This is a genomic window from Nonomuraea sp. CA-218870 (genome assembly GCF_050936535.1).
Classification (GTDB): Bacteria; Actinomycetota; Actinomycetes; order Streptosporangiales; family Streptosporangiaceae; genus Nonomuraea; species Nonomuraea corallina.
In genome coordinates, this window is sequence record NZ_JBNJMN010000001.1 from 3,234,550 (window position 1) to 3,253,924 (window position 19,375).

Annotated in this window: 16 protein-coding genes; 9 read left to right on the forward strand and 7 right to left on the reverse strand. The window is 73.7% G+C overall.

Features of this window, described 5'->3' with window-relative positions:
* Positions 1-2: 2 nt before the first annotated feature.
* A complete protein-coding gene (locus tag ACQEUU_RS15670; RefSeq protein ID WP_433066171.1) occupies positions 3-185 on the forward strand; it encodes a hypothetical protein in 183 nt (60 codons plus the stop codon).
* Between the two features lie 36 nt (positions 186-221).
* Here the strand turns inward: ACQEUU_RS15670 and ACQEUU_RS15675 are convergent, their stop codons facing one another.
* From ACQEUU_RS15675 to ACQEUU_RS15690, 4 genes are all read right to left on the reverse strand, one after another.
* On the reverse strand, positions 222-1,991 hold the full coding sequence (locus ACQEUU_RS15675; protein WP_433066174.1) for an NAD+ synthase: 1,770 nt from the start codon (positions 1,989-1,991) through the stop codon (positions 222-224).
* Between the two features lie 53 nt (positions 1,992-2,044).
* Complete coding sequence (locus tag ACQEUU_RS15680) at positions 2,045-3,553, reverse strand: BTAD domain-containing putative transcriptional regulator (RefSeq protein WP_433066177.1); 1,509 nt, start codon at positions 3,551-3,553, stop codon at positions 2,045-2,047.
* 47 nt (positions 3,554-3,600) lie between these two features.
* Positions 3,601-5,475, reverse strand: coding sequence for a histidine kinase (locus ACQEUU_RS15685; protein WP_433066180.1), 1,875 nt, complete (start codon positions 5,473-5,475; stop codon positions 3,601-3,603).
* 72 nt (positions 5,476-5,547) lie between these two features.
* Positions 5,548-6,744 carry an MDR family MFS transporter gene (locus tag ACQEUU_RS15690; protein WP_433066183.1) on the reverse strand — a complete coding sequence of 399 codons (1,197 nt, stop codon included), beginning with the start codon at positions 6,742-6,744 and terminating at the stop codon, positions 5,548-5,550.
* 59 nt (positions 6,745-6,803) lie between these two features.
* Between ACQEUU_RS15690 and ACQEUU_RS15695 the strand changes: the two genes are divergently transcribed.
* Positions 6,804-7,775, forward strand: coding sequence for a DUF5937 family protein (locus ACQEUU_RS15695; protein WP_433066185.1), 972 nt, complete (start codon positions 6,804-6,806; stop codon positions 7,773-7,775).
* Here ACQEUU_RS15695 and ACQEUU_RS15700 read toward each other — a convergent pair.
* Together ACQEUU_RS15700 and ACQEUU_RS15705 are read right to left on the reverse strand one after the other, a co-directional pair.
* Positions 7,766-8,746 carry a terpene synthase family protein gene (locus tag ACQEUU_RS15700; RefSeq protein WP_433066188.1) on the reverse strand — a complete coding sequence of 327 codons (981 nt, stop codon included), beginning with the start codon at positions 8,744-8,746 and terminating at the stop codon, positions 7,766-7,768. The genes ACQEUU_RS15695 and ACQEUU_RS15700 overlap by 10 nt on opposite strands.
* Before the next feature lie 8 nt (positions 8,747-8,754).
* On the reverse strand, positions 8,755-9,300 hold the full coding sequence (locus ACQEUU_RS15705) for an EF-hand domain-containing protein (RefSeq protein ID WP_433066191.1): 546 nt from the start codon (positions 9,298-9,300) through the stop codon (positions 8,755-8,757).
* Between the two features lie 151 nt (positions 9,301-9,451).
* Here ACQEUU_RS15705 and ACQEUU_RS15710 point away from each other — a divergent pair, with 151 nt between their 5' ends.
* A complete protein-coding gene (locus ACQEUU_RS15710) occupies positions 9,452-10,813 on the forward strand; it encodes a glutamine synthetase family protein (protein WP_433066194.1) in 1,362 nt (453 codons plus the stop codon).
* 300 nt (positions 10,814-11,113) lie between these two features.
* On the forward strand, positions 11,114-11,830 hold the full coding sequence (locus ACQEUU_RS15715) for a PaaI family thioesterase (protein ID WP_433066196.1): 717 nt from the start codon (positions 11,114-11,116) through the stop codon (positions 11,828-11,830).
* A gap of 130 nt (positions 11,831-11,960) precedes the next feature.
* Here the strand turns inward: ACQEUU_RS15715 and ACQEUU_RS15720 are convergent, their stop codons facing one another.
* Positions 11,961-12,812: an alpha/beta hydrolase gene (locus tag ACQEUU_RS15720; protein ID WP_433066199.1), complete on the reverse strand. Its 852-nt coding sequence runs from the start codon at positions 12,810-12,812 to the stop codon at positions 11,961-11,963.
* Between the two features lie 41 nt (positions 12,813-12,853).
* Here ACQEUU_RS15720 and ACQEUU_RS15725 point away from each other — a divergent pair, with 41 nt between their 5' ends.
* From ACQEUU_RS15725 to ACQEUU_RS15745, 5 genes are all read left to right on the forward strand, one after another.
* Positions 12,854-13,543 (forward strand): type 1 glutamine amidotransferase, encoded by a 690-nt coding sequence (locus tag ACQEUU_RS15725; RefSeq protein WP_433066202.1) that lies wholly within the window; start codon positions 12,854-12,856, stop codon positions 13,541-13,543.
* 69 nt (positions 13,544-13,612) lie between these two features.
* Positions 13,613-16,552 carry a bifunctional [glutamine synthetase] adenylyltransferase/[glutamine synthetase]-adenylyl-L-tyrosine phosphorylase gene (locus ACQEUU_RS15730; protein ID WP_433066205.1) on the forward strand — a complete coding sequence of 980 codons (2,940 nt, stop codon included), beginning with the start codon at positions 13,613-13,615 and terminating at the stop codon, positions 16,550-16,552.
* Between the two features lie 48 nt (positions 16,553-16,600).
* Positions 16,601-17,650: a hypothetical protein gene (locus ACQEUU_RS15735; protein WP_433066208.1), complete on the forward strand. Its 1,050-nt coding sequence runs from the start codon at positions 16,601-16,603 to the stop codon at positions 17,648-17,650.
* Between the two features lie 10 nt (positions 17,651-17,660).
* A complete protein-coding gene (locus ACQEUU_RS15740; protein ID WP_433066211.1) occupies positions 17,661-18,218 on the forward strand; it encodes a GNAT family N-acetyltransferase in 558 nt (185 codons plus the stop codon).
* Positions 18,219-18,530: 312 nt separating this feature from the next.
* Positions 18,531-19,319: an SDR family NAD(P)-dependent oxidoreductase gene (locus ACQEUU_RS15745; RefSeq protein ID WP_433066214.1), complete on the forward strand. Its 789-nt coding sequence runs from the start codon at positions 18,531-18,533 to the stop codon at positions 19,317-19,319.
* The last annotated feature ends 56 nt before the right edge of the window (positions 19,320-19,375 follow it).

Consider the following 19,375-nt stretch of genomic DNA (forward strand, 5'->3'; position numbering starts at 1 on the left):
GGATGCGCAAGGGCCAGGTGCTCTACTTCCACTGCTGGAGGAAGAACTCCTACGGCAACCTCTGGGTCTACGGGCGGGTCAAGGGGACCAGGATCCACGGATGGATGTCCGTCGCCAACTTCCGCTCCGTCCACGGCTCCCTCTACCCGGTCTGCGACCGGAACAAGGACAAGGAACGCGCGTAGCCCGGCGACGGCCGCGACCGCCGCCGGGCGAGGGGCCTACGTGGTCTCGCGCCAGCGGTTGGTGATGGGCAGGCGGCGGTCGCGGCCGAAGTTCTTCGGGGTGATCTTGGGCCCCGGCGGATACTGGCGGCGCTTGTACTCGGCCACGTCCACCAGCCGGATGACCCGGGCGACCAGCGCGGGGTCGTGGCCGGCGGCGATGAGCTCCGCCGAGCCCATGTCCTTCTCCACGTAGTCGTCCAGCAGCCGGTCCAGGATCTCGTACGGCGGCAGGGAGTCGGTGTCGCGCTGGTCGGGGCGGAGCTCGGCGCTGGGCTCCTTGGTGATGGAGTTCGGCGGGATCGGCTCTTCGGCGTGGAGCCGGAACGACGGGTCGGTGTGGGCGTTGCGCCACTTGGACAGCTCCCACACCATGAGCTTCGGCACGTCCTTGATCGGCGCGAAGCCGCCCGCCGAGTCGCCGTAGAGGGTGGAGTAGCCCGTGGCCAGCTCGCTCTTGTTGCCGGTGGTGAGCACCAGGTGGCCGTGCTCGTTGGACAGGCCCATGAGGATCATGCCGCGGACCCGGGCCTGGAGGTTCTCGGCGGCCAGGCCGGACAGCTCGACCTCCTTCTCGAAGGCGTTCACGATCTCGGCGATGGGCACCACCCGCGCCCGCAGGCCCTGCCGCCGGACCAGTTCCTGGGCGTCGGCCAGGGAGTGCTCGGAGGAATAGCGGGAGGGCATGAGCGCCACGTGCACCCGTGACGGACCGATGGCGTCGGCGGCGATGGTGGCGGTGAGCGCCGAGTCGATGCCGCCCGACAGCCCCAGGATCACGGACTCGAACCCGTTCTTGGCCACGTAGTCGCGCACCGACAGCACCAGCGCCGCGTACACCTGGGCGAGCGTGTCCAGCGGCTCGGCGACGCCCGGGGTTTCCGGCTCGTACGGGGCGACCGGCTCGTCGGACAGCACCAGCCGGTCCACGGTGATGGTGGTGCCGTCGCCGGCGTCGTACGGGAAGGAGCCCGGCTCGGCGGACGAGACCGGCAGGTCGAGGTCGCAGACCAGCAGCTCCTCACGGAACTGGGCGGCCCGCGCCACCAGCTCGCCGTCCGCGCCCACGACCAGCGAGTCGCCGTCGAAGACCAGCTCGTCCTGACCGCCGACCTGGTTGGCGTAGGCGAGCACGCACCCGGCCTCGCGCGCCCGGCGCGCGCACAGCTCCAGGCGGACGTCGTCCTTCTCCTTCTCGTACGGGGACGCGTTCGGCACCACGAGCAGGCCCGCGCCGGCCCGGCCGACGACGGCCACCGGGCCGCCCTCCTGCCAGAGGTCCTCGCAGACCGCGACGGCCACGTCGACCCCGTGCAGCCGGAAGATCGGCAGCCGGTCGCCGCGGACGAAGTAGCGGTACTCGTCGAACACCCCGTAGTTCGGCAGGTGGTGCTTGGCGGTGCGGGCCACCACGCGCCCCCGGTGGAGCAGGGCGGCGGCGTCGAGCGGGGCGCCCTTGGGCTGGCCGACCCGGGGCGCCAGGCCGGCCCGGTCGACGTAGCCGACCACCACCGGCAGGTCGCCGAGTCCTTCCCGGTCGAGGCGGAGCGCCGCCTCCTCGGTCGCGGCGATGGCGGCGTCCACGAAGGAGGTCCGCAGCACGAGGTCCTCGACGGGGTAGCCGGTGAGGAACATCTCGGTGAACACGGCCAGGTGGGCGCCGCGGTCGGCGGCCTGCCGGGCCCACGCCACGAGCTTGTCGGCGTTGCCGGCCAGGTCGCCTACGGTCGGGTTCGTCTGGGCCAGGGCGATGCGCAGTTGTGCCACGGCCCCAGCCTAGTACGGGGTGATTTTTTGGATCGAAGGGATGATATGTCCGGCTATTTTGCCGGGGTGCCGCCCGGCGTCACCAGGCCGGACTCGTAGGCGGCCACCACGAGCTGCGCCCGGTCGAACAGCCCCAGATGGTCCAGCAGCCCCCGTACCGTCGCCTGCACCTCCGGCTCCGGCATGGCCAGGGTCTGGCCGATCTGCCGGTTCGTGAGCCCGCGCGCCACGAGCTTGACGACGTCGAGCTGGGCGTCGGCGAGCCCGGCCAGCCCCGGCGGCGAGTCCGGGTCGACGCGGCCGGCGAAGGCGGAGATGATCCGGGTGGTGACCGCCGGGTCGATGAGCGCGTCGCCGGCGGCGGCGGCCCGGATGGCGGCCACGAGCTGCTCGGGCGGCGAGGTCTTGAGCATGAACCCGCTGACGCCCGCGCGCAGCGCCGCGTAGAGGTTCTCGTCGCTGCCGAAGGTGGTCATCATGATCACTTTGGGCGGGTTCTCCGCCGCCAGGATGCGGCGGGCGGCGGCCAGGCCGTCCAGGTTCGGCATCTGGATGTCGAGCAGCACGACGTCGGGGCGCAGGACCCGGGCGGCGGTGATGGCCTCCTCGCCGTCGGTGGCCTCCCCGGCCGCCTCCAGCCCGTCCTCCGCCGCCAGCACGACCTGGAGCCCGGCGCGTACCAGGGCCTGGTCGTCGGCGACGAGCACCCGCAGCGGCGGGCGGCCCGCCGCGGACGAGGGCTCCGCGGCGCCGGCGTCCGGCGAGGGGGGCGGTGCGGGCTGGTGCCGGTCCTCCGGGAGGGCTGGCAGGCCGGGCAGGTCGGGCACGCTCTGCGCGAGCATGTCGCCCTCCAGGCGCTGCAGCCCGGCCGTCAGGTCCAGCCCCAGCTCGTCGCGCCAGACCGCGCGGGCTCGGCGCAGCGCGGCGAGCGCGTCGCCCTGACGGCCGGTGTGGTAGAGCGCCAGGGCCAGCAGCCGCCAGGCCTCCTCGCGCAGGGGATGGGCGGCGGCGTGCGCCTCCAGGTCCGCCACCAGCGCCGTCGCCCGGCCGAGCGTCAGGCCGGCCGCGCCCCGCCGTTCGACGGCGACCAGCCGCAGCTCCTCCAGCCTGGCCGCCTCGGTGGCGGCCCACGTCAGGTCCGCGAACTCCGCCAGCGCGGGCCCGCGCCACAGCGCCAGCGCCTCGTCCATGGCCGCCCAGATGTCCGCGGGGGAGCCGTCGGACTTGGCCAGGCTCTCGAACCGCCACGCGTCCACCTGGTCGGGCCTGGCCCGCAGCGCGTAGCCCGGCGGGGCGGACACCAGGACCGAGGCCTCCTCGCGGGGGGCCCGGCGGGGTTCGAGGACGCGGCGCAGCCGGGAGACGTATCCCTGGATGGTCGACAGGGCCTGCGCGGGCGGCTCGCCCGGCCAGAGCTCGTCGATGAGGGTGTTCACGGGCACGGCCCGGCCGCCGGCCACGATCAGGCGGGCGAGCACCGCCCGCTGGCGCTGGCCGCCGAGGTCGAGGGGGGTGCCGTCCGCCCAGGCCTGGAACGGTCCGAGCGCGGTGAAAGTCAACATTGTGGGCATAAGACTAGGGCCATCCAGACGTGCAGGTAAATGGGAGCTTATTGCGCCGGAAGGACCGCGCCGACCACGGTCCCGCCGCCTTCACGGGCCCGGACCGTGCACGTCCCTCCCAGCTCGGCTGCGCGCTCGCGCATGGACCCCAGCCCGACGCCCGCGCGGACGCCCGGCGGGAGGCCGGTCCCGTCGTCGGTCACGGTGACCCGCAGCGTCCTGTCGTCACGTACCAGCCGGACCGTCACGGCGGACGCGGCGGCGTGCTTGCGCGCGTTCGTCAGCGCCTCCTGGACGATCCGGTACGCGGCCACCTCGACCGCCGCGGGCAGGCCGGTCAGGTCGCCGGCGGTCTCCACCGCGGTCGCCGGCTCCTCGGGCGTGCGGGCCAGCTCCTCGATCGCGCCGGTCAGGCCCAGCTCGTCGATCGCCGGCGGGCGCAGCCCGTACACGAGCTGCCTGATGTCGGCGCTGATCGCGTCCATGCCGGTGCGCAGGTCGCTCAGCAGCCGCTCGGCCTGCTCGGGGGAGCGGCGCAGGGACAGCCGGGCCGCGTTGATCATCATCGCCATCCCGGTGAGCGACTGGCCCAGCCCGTCGTGCAGGTCCCGGCGCAGGCGGCGGCGCTCCTCCTCACGCGCCGCCAGGATCCGCTGCCGCGACCGCTGCACGGCCGCGGTCATGCGCACCGCGTGCGCGGCGTCGGCGATGTACGGGGAGAGCGTCGCGAGCACCCGCTCGTCGTGCGCGGCCGGGAAGCGGCGCCGGGCCGTCCCGCCGACGAGCAGCAGCCCGACCGGCTCGCCGTGCCAGACCAGCGGGACTCTCCTGGCCACCGGCTCGGGCGAGCCCGTCACCATGGTCGCGCCGTCAACCTCCACCGCCACCCCCGTCACCGACAGCCCTTCACGCAGCACCTCCAGCGTCGCCAGCAGCCCGTGCCCAGGATCGACCCGCTGCAGGCGGTGCTTGAGCCGCTCGGCCAGCTCGGCGGGCACCCCGGTGCCGCCGTAGAGCAGGCGGTCCACGCCGTGCTGCAGCGCCTGCCGCATCGGATGGAAGAACACCCCGGCGAACAGCGCCGCCGCCAGCCCCGCGATCGAGTGCACCTCGGCCAGGAACAGGCTGGAGGCGGCGCCCACCGCCAGGTAGACGGCGGTGACGACCAGGGCGAGCCCGGTGCCGACCACGGCCCTGCTGATCAGGGTGTCGATGCCGAACAGCCGGTAGCGCAGCACCGCCACCGCGATCCCCGCCGGGATCAGCGGGATGCCGAACGAGGCCGCCCACCAGGCCGCCCCGCCGAGCATCCACGGGATCAGCAGCCCCGGCAGGGTGACCAGCAGCCACAGGATCTGCCGCCGCTCGATCGCGTCGCCCCGGGCGAACCGCACGGCCAGCGAGGTGAACGCCAGCGCCATGCCGGCGGTGACCAGGACATGGGAGGCGTCCCTGAGCTCCCGGTCCACGGTCACGAGCGCGACCCAGTCGAGCAGGTGACCCGTCACCGCCGGCACGACCGCCCACCGCCAGCGCCGCGACGGCATCCGGCCCGCCGGGTAGAGCAGGGGCAGCAGCACGCCGAGCGAGAGCTGGCACGCCTGCCAGGTGGACTCGACCACGATCCAGGCCCACCCCGGGTCCCCGTACAGGGCGATGAGGTTGGCGGACAGGATGTTCGCGGCGGCGCTCACGCCGCCCGCGCAGAGCAGCCACCCGATGACCAGCCGCGGCCTGCGGTGGACCAGGATCGCGCCGAACACCGGGAACGTGGTGCCGGCCACGTCCTCCGGCGCGAACGGGAGCGGCGTGTACGGCGCGGACGGCAACCGGGCGGTCACCCAGACGTTGGCGAGCTCCAACGCGATGGCGAGGGTGGCGAGCCCGATCGCCACACCGCGCGCCGCCCGTGCGTGGCGCATGAAATCCGTCCTCCCAGCCTGCAGGCTGGGAGGAAATTATCGGGGCCGGACCAACGAAGAATCAAAATCTGTTCAACGGCGCCGGATCGCGGGGCCGATCGCGAGCATCCCCGCCGCGGCGGCCAGGCCGATCCCGCCCACCGTGAACCAGAGCGCCGGCTGCCCGCCGGCCGCCAGCAGGACGCTGCCCAGCAGCGGGGCCAGCAACCCGGCCGCCGACCAGGCGAACCCGAACAACCCCGCGTACCGGCCGCGCAGATGGGCCGGGGCCAGCCTGGTCAGGATCGTCCCGGCGATGCCCGCGGTGATGATCTCACCCGTCGTCCACACGGCGATGGTCACCGCCAGCATGGCCGTGCTGGTGACGAAGGACGTCAGCGCGAAGCCCACGCCCATGACGGCCATCCCCGCCGCCAGCGTCCTGGGGGCGTCCCTGCGGCCCAGCCAGCCGGACACGAGCGGCTGCACCACCACGATGAGCACTCCGTTCAGCGCCATCGCGGTGCCGAACTGCCCGGTCGTCAGCCCGGCCAGCTCGACCATCGCCACCGGCAGCATGGTGAACGTCTGCGAGTACACCAGCGCGTCCCCCAGGATCACCAGCGTGAACGCCAGCATCAGCCGGTCGCGCAGCACCACGCCGAACCCGCCCGCCTCCGTACCGCCCTGAGGCCGGGTCTCCGGCACCGCCCGCCACACCAGCGCCGCGAAGACCAGACAGCTCACCGCGTCGATCCAGAACAGCAGGAGGAAGCCCTGCTGCGCCAGCCATCCGCCGGCCGTCATGCCGATCGAGTAACCCAGGTTGACCGCCCAGAAGAGCAGCCCGAACGCCCGAGGCCGGGACTGCGGCGGGACCAGGTCGGCGACCAGCGCGTTCGAGGCCGGCCGGTAGGCGTCCACCACCAGGCCGAGCACCAGCATCGAGGCCAGGATCGCGGGCAGCGTCGTGCTGTACCCGAGGGCGAGCAGCGCCGCCGCGGTGGCCACCATGCCCCCGGCCAGCGTGGCCCGGCGGCCGATCCGGTCGGCCAGCACCCCGGCCAGCAGCTGCGACAGCAGCGACCCGGCGCCGTAGACGGCCATCACCACGCCGGCGGCGGCCACGGACAGGCCGCGGGCCTGGGTGAGGAACACGCCGGTGAACGGCAGCGCCATGGTGCCCAGCCGGTTGACCAGCGTGCCGCCCCACAGGGCCCAGAAGGGCCGGGGCAGCCCGCCGAACGCGGCGCGCAGGAAGGACGGCTTCACGGGGGCGGTGGTGGTCACCCGGACAGGTTCCGGCTCCCGGCACGCCCGGTCGAACGATTTAGGGAATACTAAAAAGCATGGCGGTGACCTGGGTGCTCAAGCCGGAGGACGTGGCCCGGATCCGGTTCGCGTTCTCGCCGCTGTGGGAGCTGGTGGCGAGCCTGCGCACGCTGCAGGACCCGGCCAGGCAGGCCCTGCACCTGCCCTGGCTCACCTGCGTGCGGCCCCGGCTGGCCGGGCTCGACCTGGACGAGCTGCTCGCGCTGGTGCCCCCGACCGGCTATCTCGCCGACTTCCTCACGCCGCCGCCGGACACGCCCATGCCGGACTTCGCCGCCGAGCTCGAACGCGTCCGGCGCACCCCGGCGGAGCGGGCGCTGCACGAGGCAGGGCGAGTGCGGCCCGCCGATCCGGCCGCGCTCCGCCGGTTCACCGCCGATCCCGCGGCCGGGGTCCAGCGGGTGGCCGCCGCGCTGGAGGCGTACTGGGAGACCTGCTTCGCCGAGTTCTGGCCGCGCGTCCACGCGCTGCTCGAACGCGACGTGCTGCGCCGTTCGCGGGAGCTCGCCGGCGGCGGCGCCCGCGAGCTGTTCGCCTCGCTCGACCCGGCGGTGACCTGGTCCGCGGGCAAGCTCGTCGTCGACCTGCCGTGGTGCAACGACGACGACTCGCTCCACGGCGACGGCCTGGTGCTGGTGCCGAGCGCGTTCTTCTGGCCGTCGGTGGCCGTCATGTCCGCCCCCTACCAGTCGATGCTCGTCTATCCGGTGCTCGGCGTCGGCACGCTGTGGGAGCAGGGCCCGCCGCCCGCGCCCGGCGCGCTCGCCGCGCTCATCGGCCGCAGCCGCGCCCGGATCCTGCTCGCGCTGGCCGAGCCGAGCACCACCACGGCGCTGGCCGGGCGCATGGCGCTGACGCCCGGCGCGGTCAGCCAGCACCTGACCGTGCTCAGCGGCAGCGGCCTGGCCGTCGGCATGCGGGTCGGCAAGCAGGTCGTCTACCGGCGCACCGCCACAGGTGATGCCCTCGCCCTCGCGCCTCAGGCGTAGCGGGACGACTCCAGCAACCAGTCGAGGTGGGCCCGCGGCGCCGCGAGATAGGCACAGGCCACCTTGCTGACGTCCCTGGCCGTGCCCGGCGCCAGGTCGTCCAGCGGCAGCCGCCGCGCCGCCCGGCTCATGTCGCGGCACCGTTCGGCGATCCGGTCGAGCACCCAGCCGACCGCGTCGCGCTCACCCAGGCCCAGCTCGCGCATCGCGATCACGACGAGGTTGTGGCCGTCGCCGCGCTCCTTCGGCCGGGAGGCCACGTCGTTGCACCAGGCGGTGATGTCGCTGCACGAGTTCACCAGCTCCTGCCACGGCTCCGAGCGGTGCACCCAGGCCGGCACCTCCACCCGCAGGCACGGCTCCACCAGGTCGTACAGGTAGGGGCCGACCGTGCCCCTGCGCAGCATCGGGTAGTCGGCCAGCGTCGGCGCCCTGCCCGCCGCCCGGTTGTCGGCCTCGGTGCGGCAGGCGTAGTGCTGGCGCTGCAGGTTGACCGCGAACCGGCGGCGCCACTGGTCGCTCATCCGCGCGCTCGTCACCCGCCACAGGTCGGCGAAGGCCGCCTCCAGAGGATGCCCGGCCGAACCCTCCAGCATCCCCTGGAACACCTCCAGCGGGCACGGGCCCTCGTCCAGCTCGTCGTCCAGGTGGAACAGCCACGTCAGCCACTGCGCGAACAGCGCCGCCGCGGCCGCGTCGAACTCGGCGAACGCCCGCCCCGCCATCCGGTGGAAGCCGACCTCCGGATCTGCGCGCAGCCCCGTCCGGCGCGCCCAGTCGATCACCGCCGCCTCGATCGCGTACACGGCCGGGTGCATCCGGCACGGCGCCGCCATCGCCGGCACCCGCTCGACCAGCGGCAGCAGCGCGGCGGCGGCCCTGCTGCCCCGGCGGGGCAGCGGCAGCAGCGGCTTCCAGTGCAGGACGGATCGGAGCGCGGACCGTACGGAAGCCATCACGGTCGTGCTCACCGCGGTGTTCACAGGGGCCCGAAGAGCCAGTTGCCGGGCGCTCCGGGCTCCTCGCCCGCGTAGAAGTCGCGGGCCGCCGCCACCAGCTCGTCCACCGTCAGCACGCCCCTGCCCGTCGTGTCGAGTTTGTCGAAGGCGTCGTCGGCGTCGTCGTGGCCGGTGCCGAACGCGGCCAGCAGCGTACGGAACTCCTGCGGCCCCACGTAGCCGTCCCCGCCGCGGTCGCACAGGGCGGCCGTCGCCACCACCGCCGGGTGGAAGACCGGTTCGTACCGGTCGCCCTTGACGAACGCGGCCGTCATGCCGAGCCGGAAGTCCTCACGGGACAGGTCGGCGTCCTCGTCGCGGCCGAGCGCGGCCGTCAGCTCCGCCCAGATGCGGTCGAAGCCCTCGACGAGGGCGCTGCCGGTCACCGAGGTGGGGGACTCCCCGAACCCGACCAGGATCCGGGCGCCCAGCCCCAGCAGGTCCTCGCGGTCCACGACGCCCCGGCCGGCCGCGTCGATGTGCTCGAAGGCCCGATCGAGCTTGTGATTGAGCAGGTCGATAGCCACCAATGCCTCCCCCGAGACTGACTGCGTGATCACATTAAGTCCGGCCGCGCCCTTTGTCAGTGAGGCTCGCACCGGCACCCCTCGTAACGTGTGCGAAACACGGACACGGCATCCTGATAGGAGACCTGTACTGTCTTCATGAGGGGACGCCGTGGACCGCCAGCAGGAGTTCGTGCTCCGCACGCTCGAGGAACGCGACATCCGGTTCATCCGGCTCTGGTTCACCGACGTGCTCGGCTTCCTCAAGTCCGTCGCCATCGCGCCGGCCGAGCTGGAAGGCGCGTTCGCCGAAGGCATCGGCTTCGACGGCTCCGCGATCGAGGGGTTCGCCCGGGTCTACGAGTCCGACATGCTCGCCAAGCCCGACCCGTCGACGTTCCAGATCCTGCCGTGGCGCAGCGAGACGCCCGGCGCCGGGCGCATCTTCTGCGACATTCTCATGCCCGACGGCTCCCCGTCGCACGCCGACCCGCGCTGGGTGCTCAAGCGCACGCTCGCCAGGTGCGCCGACATGGGCTTCACCTTCTACACCCACCCGGAGATCGAGTTCTTCCTGCTGAAGCACCGGCCCGAGGAGGGCCGGCGGCCCGAGCCGATCGACTCGGGCAGCTACTTCGACCACACTCCGCACAGCTCCGGCCACGACTTCCGGCGCCAGGCGATCATGATGCTGGAGTCGATGGGCATCTCGGTGGAGTTCAGCCACCACGAGGGCGCCCCCGGCCAGCAGGAGATCGACCTGCGTTACGCCGACGCGCTCACCACCGCCGACAACATCATGACCTTCCGCCTGGTCATGAAGGAGGTCGCGCTGGAGCAGGGCATCTGGGCCTCGTTCATGCCCAAGCCGTTCACCGAGCACCCCGGCTCCGGCATGCACACCCACATGTCGCTGTTCGAGGGCGACCGCAACGCCTTCCACGAGCCCGGCGCCGACTACCAGCTGTCCAAGGTGGGCCGCTCGTTCATCGCCGGCCTGCTCAGGCACGCCGCCGAGATCACCGCCATCACCAACCAGTGGGTCAACTCCTACAAGCGGCTGTGGGGCGGCGCCGAGGCCATCGCCGGGCAGGGCGGCGAGGCCCCCTCCTACGTCTGCTGGGGCCACAACAACCGCTCGGCCCTGGTCCGGGTGCCCATGTACAAGCCGCACAAGGGCGGCTCGACCCGCATCGAGTTCCGGTCGCTCGACTCGGCCTGCAACCCGTACCTCGCCTTCGCCCTGATCCTGGCCGCCGGCCTCAAGGGCATCGAGGAGAGCTACGAGCTGCCGCCGGCCGCCGAGGACAACGTGTGGACCCTCACCAGCGCCGAGCGGCGCGCCCTCGGCATCCAGCCGCTGCCGCAGTCGCTCGACGAGGCGATCAGCGTCATGGAGCGGAGCGAGCTGGCCGCCGAGACGCTCGGCGAGCACGTGTTCGACTTCTTCCTGCGCAACAAGCGCGCGGAGTGGCGCGACTACCGCCGCACGGTCACCGAGTTCGAGCTGGGCCGTTACCTGCCGGTCCTCTAGCATCCCGCGCCGCCGCGCCGCCGCCGATCGGGCGGCGGCGTGAGCAACATCACTCGCACACGGAAGTCACCTGGACGCAACGTCCGGACCGTATCTTTTACTGATCCCGGGGGTTTGCCTCCGGGGTGTGCGGGCACCCGTACGGCTTCGTCACGGATGGGAAGTTTTGGTGGGTTTCGTGGCGTTATGCCTGGGCGTGGGACCCGGGGCCTGACTGATCAGCAGGTCCAGTACTATCGGCCCATCCCGAACGATGTTTTAGGACTGCGCCCGATTTTGGGTGATATAGGAGGGTGTTGCATGACGACGGCTGCCCTGCAGACCGTACTGACCGTTCCCGAACGCTTCCGGGGGCCCGCCCATTGCGCCAACGGCGGCTGGCTGGCCGGCACCCTGACAGACACGCTGAACGGCGGACGATCGGCGGTCGAGGTCACGCTGCGCGCCCCGACACCCCTCGGCACCGAGCTGAAGCTGGAACACCTGGCCAACTCCGTCTCCCTCTACGACGGCGACAAGCCGCTCGTCGAGGCCATCCCGGTGGCCGAGGACGTCAAGGCGCCGCCGTTCGTGCGCTTCACCGAGGCCGCCCGGGCCGAAGCCGGGTTCCCCGGCCGCCGCGCCCACGCCTTCCCCGAGTGCTTCGCGTGCGGGTTCCGCGAGCCGGGCGACGGGCTGCGCATCTTCCCGGGACCGGTCCAGGGCGCCGAGGGCCTCGTCGCGGCCGGATGGCGGGTGCCCTTCACGGTGGCCGACGAGGACGGCGTGCCCCCCTCGGTCGTCGGCGCGGCGCTCGACTGCGTCACCGGCTGGGCCCACCTCCAGCCGGGCGAGTCGGCGCTGCTGGGACGGCTGGCGGTGCAGTTCCACCGCAAGGTGATCCCGGGCGGCGTCTACTCCGTGGTTGCCCGCACGACCGGCCGCGAGGGCCGCAAGCGGTTCGGCGAGAGCGCCGTCTACGAGGTGGACGGCACCCTGGTGGCCGCCGCCAACGCCACCTGGATCGCCCCTCGATGACCCCCGACCCGAACGGCCCCCCACCGCGGGGGCCGTTCGGCGTTCAATCACCGGCCTTTCCTGCGGGAAGCGCTGGCCACGGTGCCCGGTCTGCTTTCCTCCTGAGCCGATCGGCTCACCGTCGGCCCTTTCAGAGCCCCGAGACGAGGCGGTCGGCGATGGTCGTCACGCAGCGCTCGTCGAACAGGATCGTGTAGTGGTTGCAGTCCGGCACCACCTCGTCCTCCAGCTCAGGCAGCCGGGCCAGCCAGGGGGCGGTGAGGTCGTCGGGGAGCATGCCGGTGTCCTGGTTCAGCAGGCCGCGCGGCGCTCGCAACAGGCGCAGCGGCGCCCGCACGGCGTGCAGCGCCTCACCGATCCTGGCCGCTTCCAGCAGCAGCCACCGGCCGTCCTCCGTCACCGCCTCCGGCACCACCCGTGAGCGCAGCGCGCCCTGCGGCCCGGTCAGGTCGTAGCACACGTACCGCGCCACGTCGTCGCTCCAGAACCCGGCGAAGGCCGGGTGGGCGCGGAAGAAGTCCAGGTACGCCTCCTCCGAGGGGAACGTGAGGCGCAGCCGGGCCAGCGCCGGGCCGAGCGTCGCGGCCATGGCCTGGTCCGGGTCCATGCCCGCAGGCAGCGGCAGCGGCAGGCCGCCGTCGATCAGCACCACCCGGGCGAACCGCCGCCGCGCTCCCGCCAGCGCGGCCACGTACCCGCCCATCGAATGGCCGGTCAGCACCGCGTCGGGGCCGGCGCCCACGTGCTCGGCCACCCGGAGCACGTCCTCGGCGTGCCGGTCCAGTCCGTACGGGCCGGGCAGGTCCGCGCTGTGACCGCGGCCGCGCAGGTCCATGGCCACCAGCGACCACTCCCGCGGCAGTCGCCGGCCGACCGCCTGCCAGGCCATCAGCGAGGCGGTGATCCCGTGCACCGCCACGATCAGCCGGGGCCCGGCGCCGAACGTGGCGATCCGCAGGCCGTCGACATCCTCGATCCTCATGCCGGGATTGTAGGGATATTGGGGGCCTTACATTGGGTGCCATGCGCATCACGGTGATCGAGCACGAGGCCGCCGCCCCGCTCGGCTACCTGGCCGGCTGGCTGGGGCTGCCCTGCGACGTCGTCCGGCCGTACCTGGGGGAGGAGATCCCCGGCCGGGCGGCGGACGGGCTGATCGTTCTCGGCGGCGAGGCCGCCGCGTGGGAGGACGAGCGCTTCCCCTGGCTGCCCGCCACCAGGGACCTGCTGCGGCGGGCCGTCGAGGACGGCACCCCGACGCTGGCCGTCTGCCTCGGCGCCCAGCTCCTGACCATGGCCTGCGGCGGCGTCGTGGAGCGGGGCGCCGACGGGCTGGAGGTCGGGGCGTGCGAGGTCGTCGCGCTGCCCGCGGCGTCGGCCGACCCGCTGCTGGCGGGCGTCGGGCGGGCGACCGCCGTCCAGTACCACCGGGACGCGATGACCCGCCTGCCCGAGGGCGCGGTGCCGCTGATGACCGGTGACCGGTACCCGAACCAGGCCTACCGGCTGGGCGAGGCCGCCTGGGCGGTCCAGTTCCATCCCGAGGCCACGCCCGGCATCTTCGCCTCCTGGACCTCGGGGACCGGCCTGGAGCACCTCGACGAGCAGGTGCGGGCCGCGGCGCCCGCCCTGGAGTCCACCTGGCGCCCGGTCGCGCGCGCCTTCGCGTCCGTCGTCCGCGCCACCGCCCTCACCTCCGCCCCCGGAACCTGAGCCGCTCTCCGGCGCCCCCGCCCGCGATGTGAGAGGGCCGGTGTCGCCCATGGCTGTCAAACTGGAGGGGTGCCAAGGATCGAGTCCACCGCAGCCCGTCTCGCCAAACTCGGATTCGCCGACGCCGCCACCGCCGCCCGCCTGGTAGAGACGGCCGGGGTGGAGCTGGGCGATCTGCTCGAAGCCCTCGTCGGCGTCGCCGACCCCGATCTGGCGCTGGCCTCCCTGACCAGGCTCGCCGAGCGCGAGCCCGCCGCCCTCGACCGGCTGCGCGCCGACGCCACGCTCAGGGAACGGACGCTCGCCCTGTTCGGTGTGAGCGCCGCCCTGGGCGACCACCTGGTACGCCACCCCGCCCAGCTGGACCGGCTGGCCCTGCCCGGCCTCGGCGAGGCGAGGGCGGAGCTGCTGCGCGCCGTCGGCGCCGACCCGGAGGACGCCGAGCCGCGCGCCACCGGCTCCGCCGCGCTCGCCGGCCTGCGGGTCGCCTACCGGGGCCGGCTCGCCCACGTGGCCGCCCGCGACCTCACCGGCCTGGCCACGCTCCAGGAGGTCACCGCCGAGCTGTCCGACCTGGCCGGCGCCGCCCTGGAGGCCGCCCTGGCGATCGCCCGTACCGAGGTCGACGCCGACGACGCCCGGCTGGCCGTGATCGGCATGGGCAAGTGCGGCGCCAGGGAGCTCAACTACATCAGCGACGTCGACGTCATCTTCGTCGCCGAGCCGCGCGAGGGCGCCGACGAGACCAAGGCGCTGCGCACCGCGACCCGGCTGGCCCAGGCGATGATGCGCGCCTGCTCGGCCGCCACCGCCGAGGGGTCGCTGTGGGAGGTGGACGCCGGGCTGCGCCCCGAGGGCCGCTCCGGGCCGCTGGTCCGCACCCTGGCCAGCCACCTGGCCTACTACCGGCGCTGGGCCAAGACGTGGGAGTTCCAGGCGCTGCTCAAGGCCCGCCCGGTCGCCGGCGACCAGGAGCTGGGCGAGGAGTACGTCGGCGCGGTCAACGAACTGGTCTGGTCCGCCGCCACCCGCGACAACTTCGTCGAGGACGTGCAGGCCATGCGCCGCCGCGTGGAGGCGCACGTGCGGGCGGAGGGGGAGCGGGAGATCAAGCTGGGCCCAGGCGGGCTGCGCGACATCGAGTTCGCGGTGCAGCTGCTGCAGCTCGTGCACGGCCGGCTCGACCCGCTGCTGCGCCGCCGCGCCACGCTGTCCGCGCTGGCCGCCCTGTCACGCGGCGGGTACGTCGGGCGCGACGACTCGCGCGGCCTGGCCGAGGCCTACACGTTCCTGCGCCGGGTGGAGCACCTGCTCCAGCTGCACCGGCTGCGCCGCACCCACGTGCTGCCGGAGGACCCGGCCGACCTGCGCAGGCTCGGCCGCGCGCTGGGCATGCAGATCGACCCGGTCGGCGAGTTCACCACCCGGTGGAAGCGGCACGCCGGCCAGGCGCGGCGGCTGCACGAGAAGCTGTTCTACCGGCCGCTGCTGCAGGCCGTGGCCCGCCTGCCGGAGACCGAGACGCGGCTGTCGGCCTCCGCCGCCGAGGCCCGCCTGGGCGCGCTCGGCTACGTCGACCCGCAGGGCGCGCTGCGCCACATCGCCGCGCTCGCCAGCGGCGTGTCCCGGCGCGCGGCCATCCAGCGGACGCTGCTGCCGGTCATGCTCGGCTGGTTCGCCGACACGCCCGACCCGGACGCCGCGCTGCTCGGCTTCCGCCAGGTGAGCGAGAAACTCGGCGCCACCCCCTGGTACCTGCGGCTGCTGCGCGACGAGACCGCCGTGGCCCAGCGCATGGCCCACGTCCTGGGCACCAGCCGGTACGCCACCCAGCTGCTCATGCACGCCCCCGAGGCCGTGGCGATGCTCGGCGACGACGACGACCTGGCCGTCCGCCCGGCGGAGGCGCTGCTCGGCGAGGCGTCGGCCGCCGTGTCGCGCTACACCGACGAGGCCGAGACGGCGGTGGCCGCCGTCCGCGCGCTGCGCCGCCGCGAGCTGTTCCGCACCGCCGTGGCCGACCTCTCCGGCCTGATCGACATCGAACGGGTCGGGGTGGCGCTGTCCACCCTGAACGACGTCACCCTCCAGGCCGCGCTCGACGCCGCCGTCGCCAAGGTGTCGGCCGAGCGGCGCGGCGAGCTGCCCACCCGGTTCGCGATCATCGCCATGGGCCGGCTCGGCGGCATGGAGTCCTCCTACGCCAGCGACGCCGACGTGATGTTCGTGCACGACCCGCTGGAAGGCGCCGCCGAGCGGGACGCCACCGACGCCGCCTTCGCCGTGGCCAACGAGGTGCGCCGGCTGCTCGCCCTGCCCGCGCCGGACCCGCCGCTGCTCATCGACCCCGACCTGCGGCCCGAGGGCAGGCAGGGGCCGCTGGTCCGCACCCTCGCCTCCTACCGCGCCTACTACGCCAGGTGGTCGGCGCCGTGGGAGGCGCAGGCGCTGCTGCGGGCCAGGTTCTCCGCCGGTGACGCCGGGCTGGGCGCCGCGTTCGCCGCCATGGTGGACGAGCTGCGCTACCCGGCGGGCGGCATCTCCGACGACGCCGTACGGCAGATCAGGCGGCTCAAGGCCCGCATGGAGGCCGAGCGGCTGCCGCGCGGCGCCGACCCCGCCCTGCACACCAAGCTGGGCCGCGGCGGCCTGTCGGACGTGGAGTGGGTGGCGCAGCTGCTGCAGCTGCGCCACGCCGGCGAGCGGCCCGCCCTGCGCACCACCCGCACCCTGGAGGCGCTGCGCGCCGCCGTCGCGGAAGGGCTGCTCGACCCCGCCGACGAGGCCGTGCTGGCCGAGGCGTGGCGGTGCGCCTCCGGCGTCAGGGACGCGATCATGCTGGTCAAGGGGCGGCCCGGCGACAGCGTCCCCACCGGCGCCCGCGAGCGCCGCCATCTCGCCCTCGCCCTCGGCTACCCGCCCGACGGCTCGGAGGACTTCCTCGACGACTACCGCCGTGTCACCCGCCGCGCCCGCCGCGTCGTCGACCGCGTCTTCTACGACGACTGAGCCGATCCCGTTGCGGGCGGCGCGGCGCAGGGTGTATCAAAGCGCGGGGTGATCGGCTTGTTATCCGCTTACATCGACCTGGCGCTCGGCCTCGTGCTGGCCTTCCTGCTGCTGTCGCTGCTCGTCAGCGGGCTGAACGAGGCCGTCGTGCGGCTGCTGGCCATCCGCAGCAAGTTCCTGTGGGCCTACCTGCGCGACACGCTCGACGGCGACGCGCCGAAGGGCGGCTCGTGGCTCCCCTCGGGCATCCGCGACGTGTTCGCCGCGCTGCCGTTCGCCCGCGACCCGCGCCCCGCGCACGAGAACCGGCCCGCCCCCGCGGTCCCCGCCCCGCTGCCCGCCTCATCCGACGAGACGCCCGCCGAGGCGGCTACGGACGGTCTCACGCACCTGCTGTACGAGCGCGTACGGGAGATCGACCACCCCACCCGGGGCCGCACCAGCATCGCCAACCTGCCGCCGGGACGGTTCGCGGTGGCGCTGATGGAGCTGGCCGCGACCGAGCCCGGCGGCGTCGAAGGGCTGCTGGAGAAGCTCAAGGCCACCGGCAGCCCGCTCCACGGCCACCTGAAGGGCGTGTGGGAGTCCGCCCAGCGCGACCTCGACCGGTTCCGGCAGGGCGTGGAGCAGTGGTTCGACAGCGAGATGCAGCGGCTGTCGATGCTCTACAAGCGGTACGTGAAGTGGGTGCTGGCCCTGCTCGCGCTGATGGTGACGCTGCTGTTCACCGTCGACGGCCTGGAGTACGGCAAGACGCTGCTGCGCGACAACGCCTACCGCGCCGCCGTCGCGGCCGTCACCGACGGGGGCGTCGATGCGGTCAGGGAGGTGGCGGAGCAGTGCGATCCGGTGTCATGCATCACCGACGTGCTCAGCCAGCCGGCGCTGGTCAAGGTCCTGGACAACGCGGTCGTCAGCATGGCCGTCCCGGCCGAGGGCGAGCCGTCCTTCCACTGGAACGGCGCCGCCTGGTGGGAGCGTCTCACCACGCCCAGCCACTGGCCCGGTTTCCTGCTGACGTACGTGGCGCTGATGTTCGGGGCGCCGTTCTGGTGGGACGTGCTGCGCCGGATCACCGGCATGCGCTCCCGTGGCTAGGGTGCGGGGCATGGAGACCGAGCGACTGATCATGCGCCGGTGGCGGGAGAGCGACCGGGAGCCGTTCGCCGCGCTCAACGCCGACCCCCGGGTGATGGAGCACTTCCCCGCCCCGCTGACCCGGGCCGAGAGCGACGCCTTCGTCGACCGGATCGAGCAGCGGTTCGACGAGCTCGGATACGGCCTGTGGGCGCTGGAGGTACGGGAGACGGGGCGGTTCATCGGGTTCGCCGGGCTGGCCCTGCAGACGTTCGAGGCGCCGTTCACGCCCGCCGTCGAGGTCGGCTGGCGGCTGGCCCGCGAGGCCTGGGGACACGGCTACGCCACCGAGGCCGGCCGCCGGGCCCTCGCGTACGGCTTCGGCGAGGCCGGCCTGGAGGAGATCGTGTCGATGACGGCCGTGCTGAACGTGCGCTCCCAGGCGGTGATGCGGCGCCTCGGCATGACCCGCGACCCGGCCGACGACTTCCTCCACAGCATGCTCCCGGCGGGTCACCCGCTCCGCCCGCACGTCCTCTACCGGATCACCGCGGACCAGCTGTCACGAGGGTCGCGGGAGCGCTCCTGACGCCGGTTCGCGCCCCGGGGCAAGACGGCCTCCGCTGAGGGCGGGCGCCCTCTCGCTCAGGGGCGGCACCCGTCGAAGATGATCCGCAGGGTGCGACGGCTCCGCCAGCCGCTGGAGCGGTCGGCCGGTCCGGGTGTCCACGCCGCCGTCCGCCAGCAGCTCAGCCACCGTACCGTGACGGCGGCCTTCCCCGGATCCTGTCCCTGGCGGCCGGCGACGGCTGACCACGGGGGCGCCCGTCCGATCGGGCTATCCGGGGGCGGGGGCGGGGCGTAAGATCAGCGGCGGTTCCCCGCCCTCCAGGGAGTGGCCATGCGCAAGGCGGTCGTCACCGGCAGCACCAAAGGACTCGGCTTCGCCCTCGCGCGCGAGCTGCTCAGGCGCGGGCACTCCGTCGTCGTGTCGGCCCGCGGCCAGGCGGCGGTGGACGAGGCCGTGGAGCGCCTGCGCCCCGAGGGCCCGGAGGTGTACGGCCGCGCCGTGGACGTGAGCGACGCCGAGCAGGTCCAGCAGCTGTGGGACTTCGCGGTGGACGCGCTCGGCGGGGTCGACCTGTGGATCAACAACGCCGGCGTCGCCAACACCACCCGCCCCATCACCGAGACCACGGCCGACGACGTCCGCGTCATGGTCACGACCAACATGCTGGGCACCGTCTACGGCTCCCAGGTCGCCGTGCGCGGCATGCTCGCCGGGAGCGGCGGGCAGGTGTTCAACATCCTCGGCGGCGGCAGCGACGGCCGGATCCGGCCCGGCATGGGCGTCTACTCGGCGACCAAGCGGGGCCTCGACTCCTTCACCCGGGCGCTGGCCAGGGAGGTCGCCGGCACCGGCGTGCGGGTCGGGCAGGTCAGCCCCGGCATGCTCATCACCGAGGGCTGGCTGCGGGAGGCCGCCGTTGCCCCCGAGCAGGTGGCCAGGCAGCGCAAGATCCTCAACATCCTGTGCGACCACGTCGAGGAGGTCGCGCCGTACCTGGTCGCCAGGATGCTGGCCAGCACCGGGAACGGCGAGGTCATCGCCTGGCTCACCACCGGCCGGATGGTCCGCAAGTTCCTCACCGGCCGGGGCCGGGACGTGCTCGGCCGCTACGACCTCTGAGCCGCGCCCGTCGGGGGCCCGTCACCGGGTCCCCACGTCGTCACGCGAGGTCCGAA

What these genes read in the sequence shown, in the direction of transcription:
- ACQEUU_RS15670 (WP_433066171.1), top strand. Translation starts at nt 3, where the DNA reads ATGCGCAAGGGCCAGGTGCTCTACTTCCACTGCTGGAGGAAGAACTCC.
- ACQEUU_RS15680 (WP_433066177.1), bottom strand. Translation starts at nt 3,553, where the DNA reads ATGTTGACTTTCACCGCGCTCGGACCGTTCCAGGCCTGGGCGGACGGC.
- ACQEUU_RS15685 (WP_433066180.1), bottom strand. Translation starts at nt 5,475, where the DNA reads ATGCGCCACGCACGGGCGGCGCGCGGTGTGGCGATCGGGCTCGCCACC.
- ACQEUU_RS15695 (WP_433066185.1), top strand. Translation starts at nt 6,804, where the DNA reads ATGGCGGTGACCTGGGTGCTCAAGCCGGAGGACGTGGCCCGGATCCGG.
- ACQEUU_RS15715 (WP_433066196.1), top strand. Translation starts at nt 11,114, where the DNA reads ATGACGACGGCTGCCCTGCAGACCGTACTGACCGTTCCCGAACGCTTC.
- ACQEUU_RS15720 (WP_433066199.1), bottom strand. Translation starts at nt 12,812, where the DNA reads ATGAGGATCGAGGATGTCGACGGCCTGCGGATCGCCACGTTCGGCGCC.
- ACQEUU_RS15725 (WP_433066202.1), top strand. Translation starts at nt 12,854, where the DNA reads ATGCGCATCACGGTGATCGAGCACGAGGCCGCCGCCCCGCTCGGCTAC.
- ACQEUU_RS15740 (WP_433066211.1), top strand. Translation starts at nt 17,661, where the DNA reads ATGGAGACCGAGCGACTGATCATGCGCCGGTGGCGGGAGAGCGACCGG.
- ACQEUU_RS15745 (WP_433066214.1), top strand. Translation starts at nt 18,531, where the DNA reads ATGCGCAAGGCGGTCGTCACCGGCAGCACCAAAGGACTCGGCTTCGCC.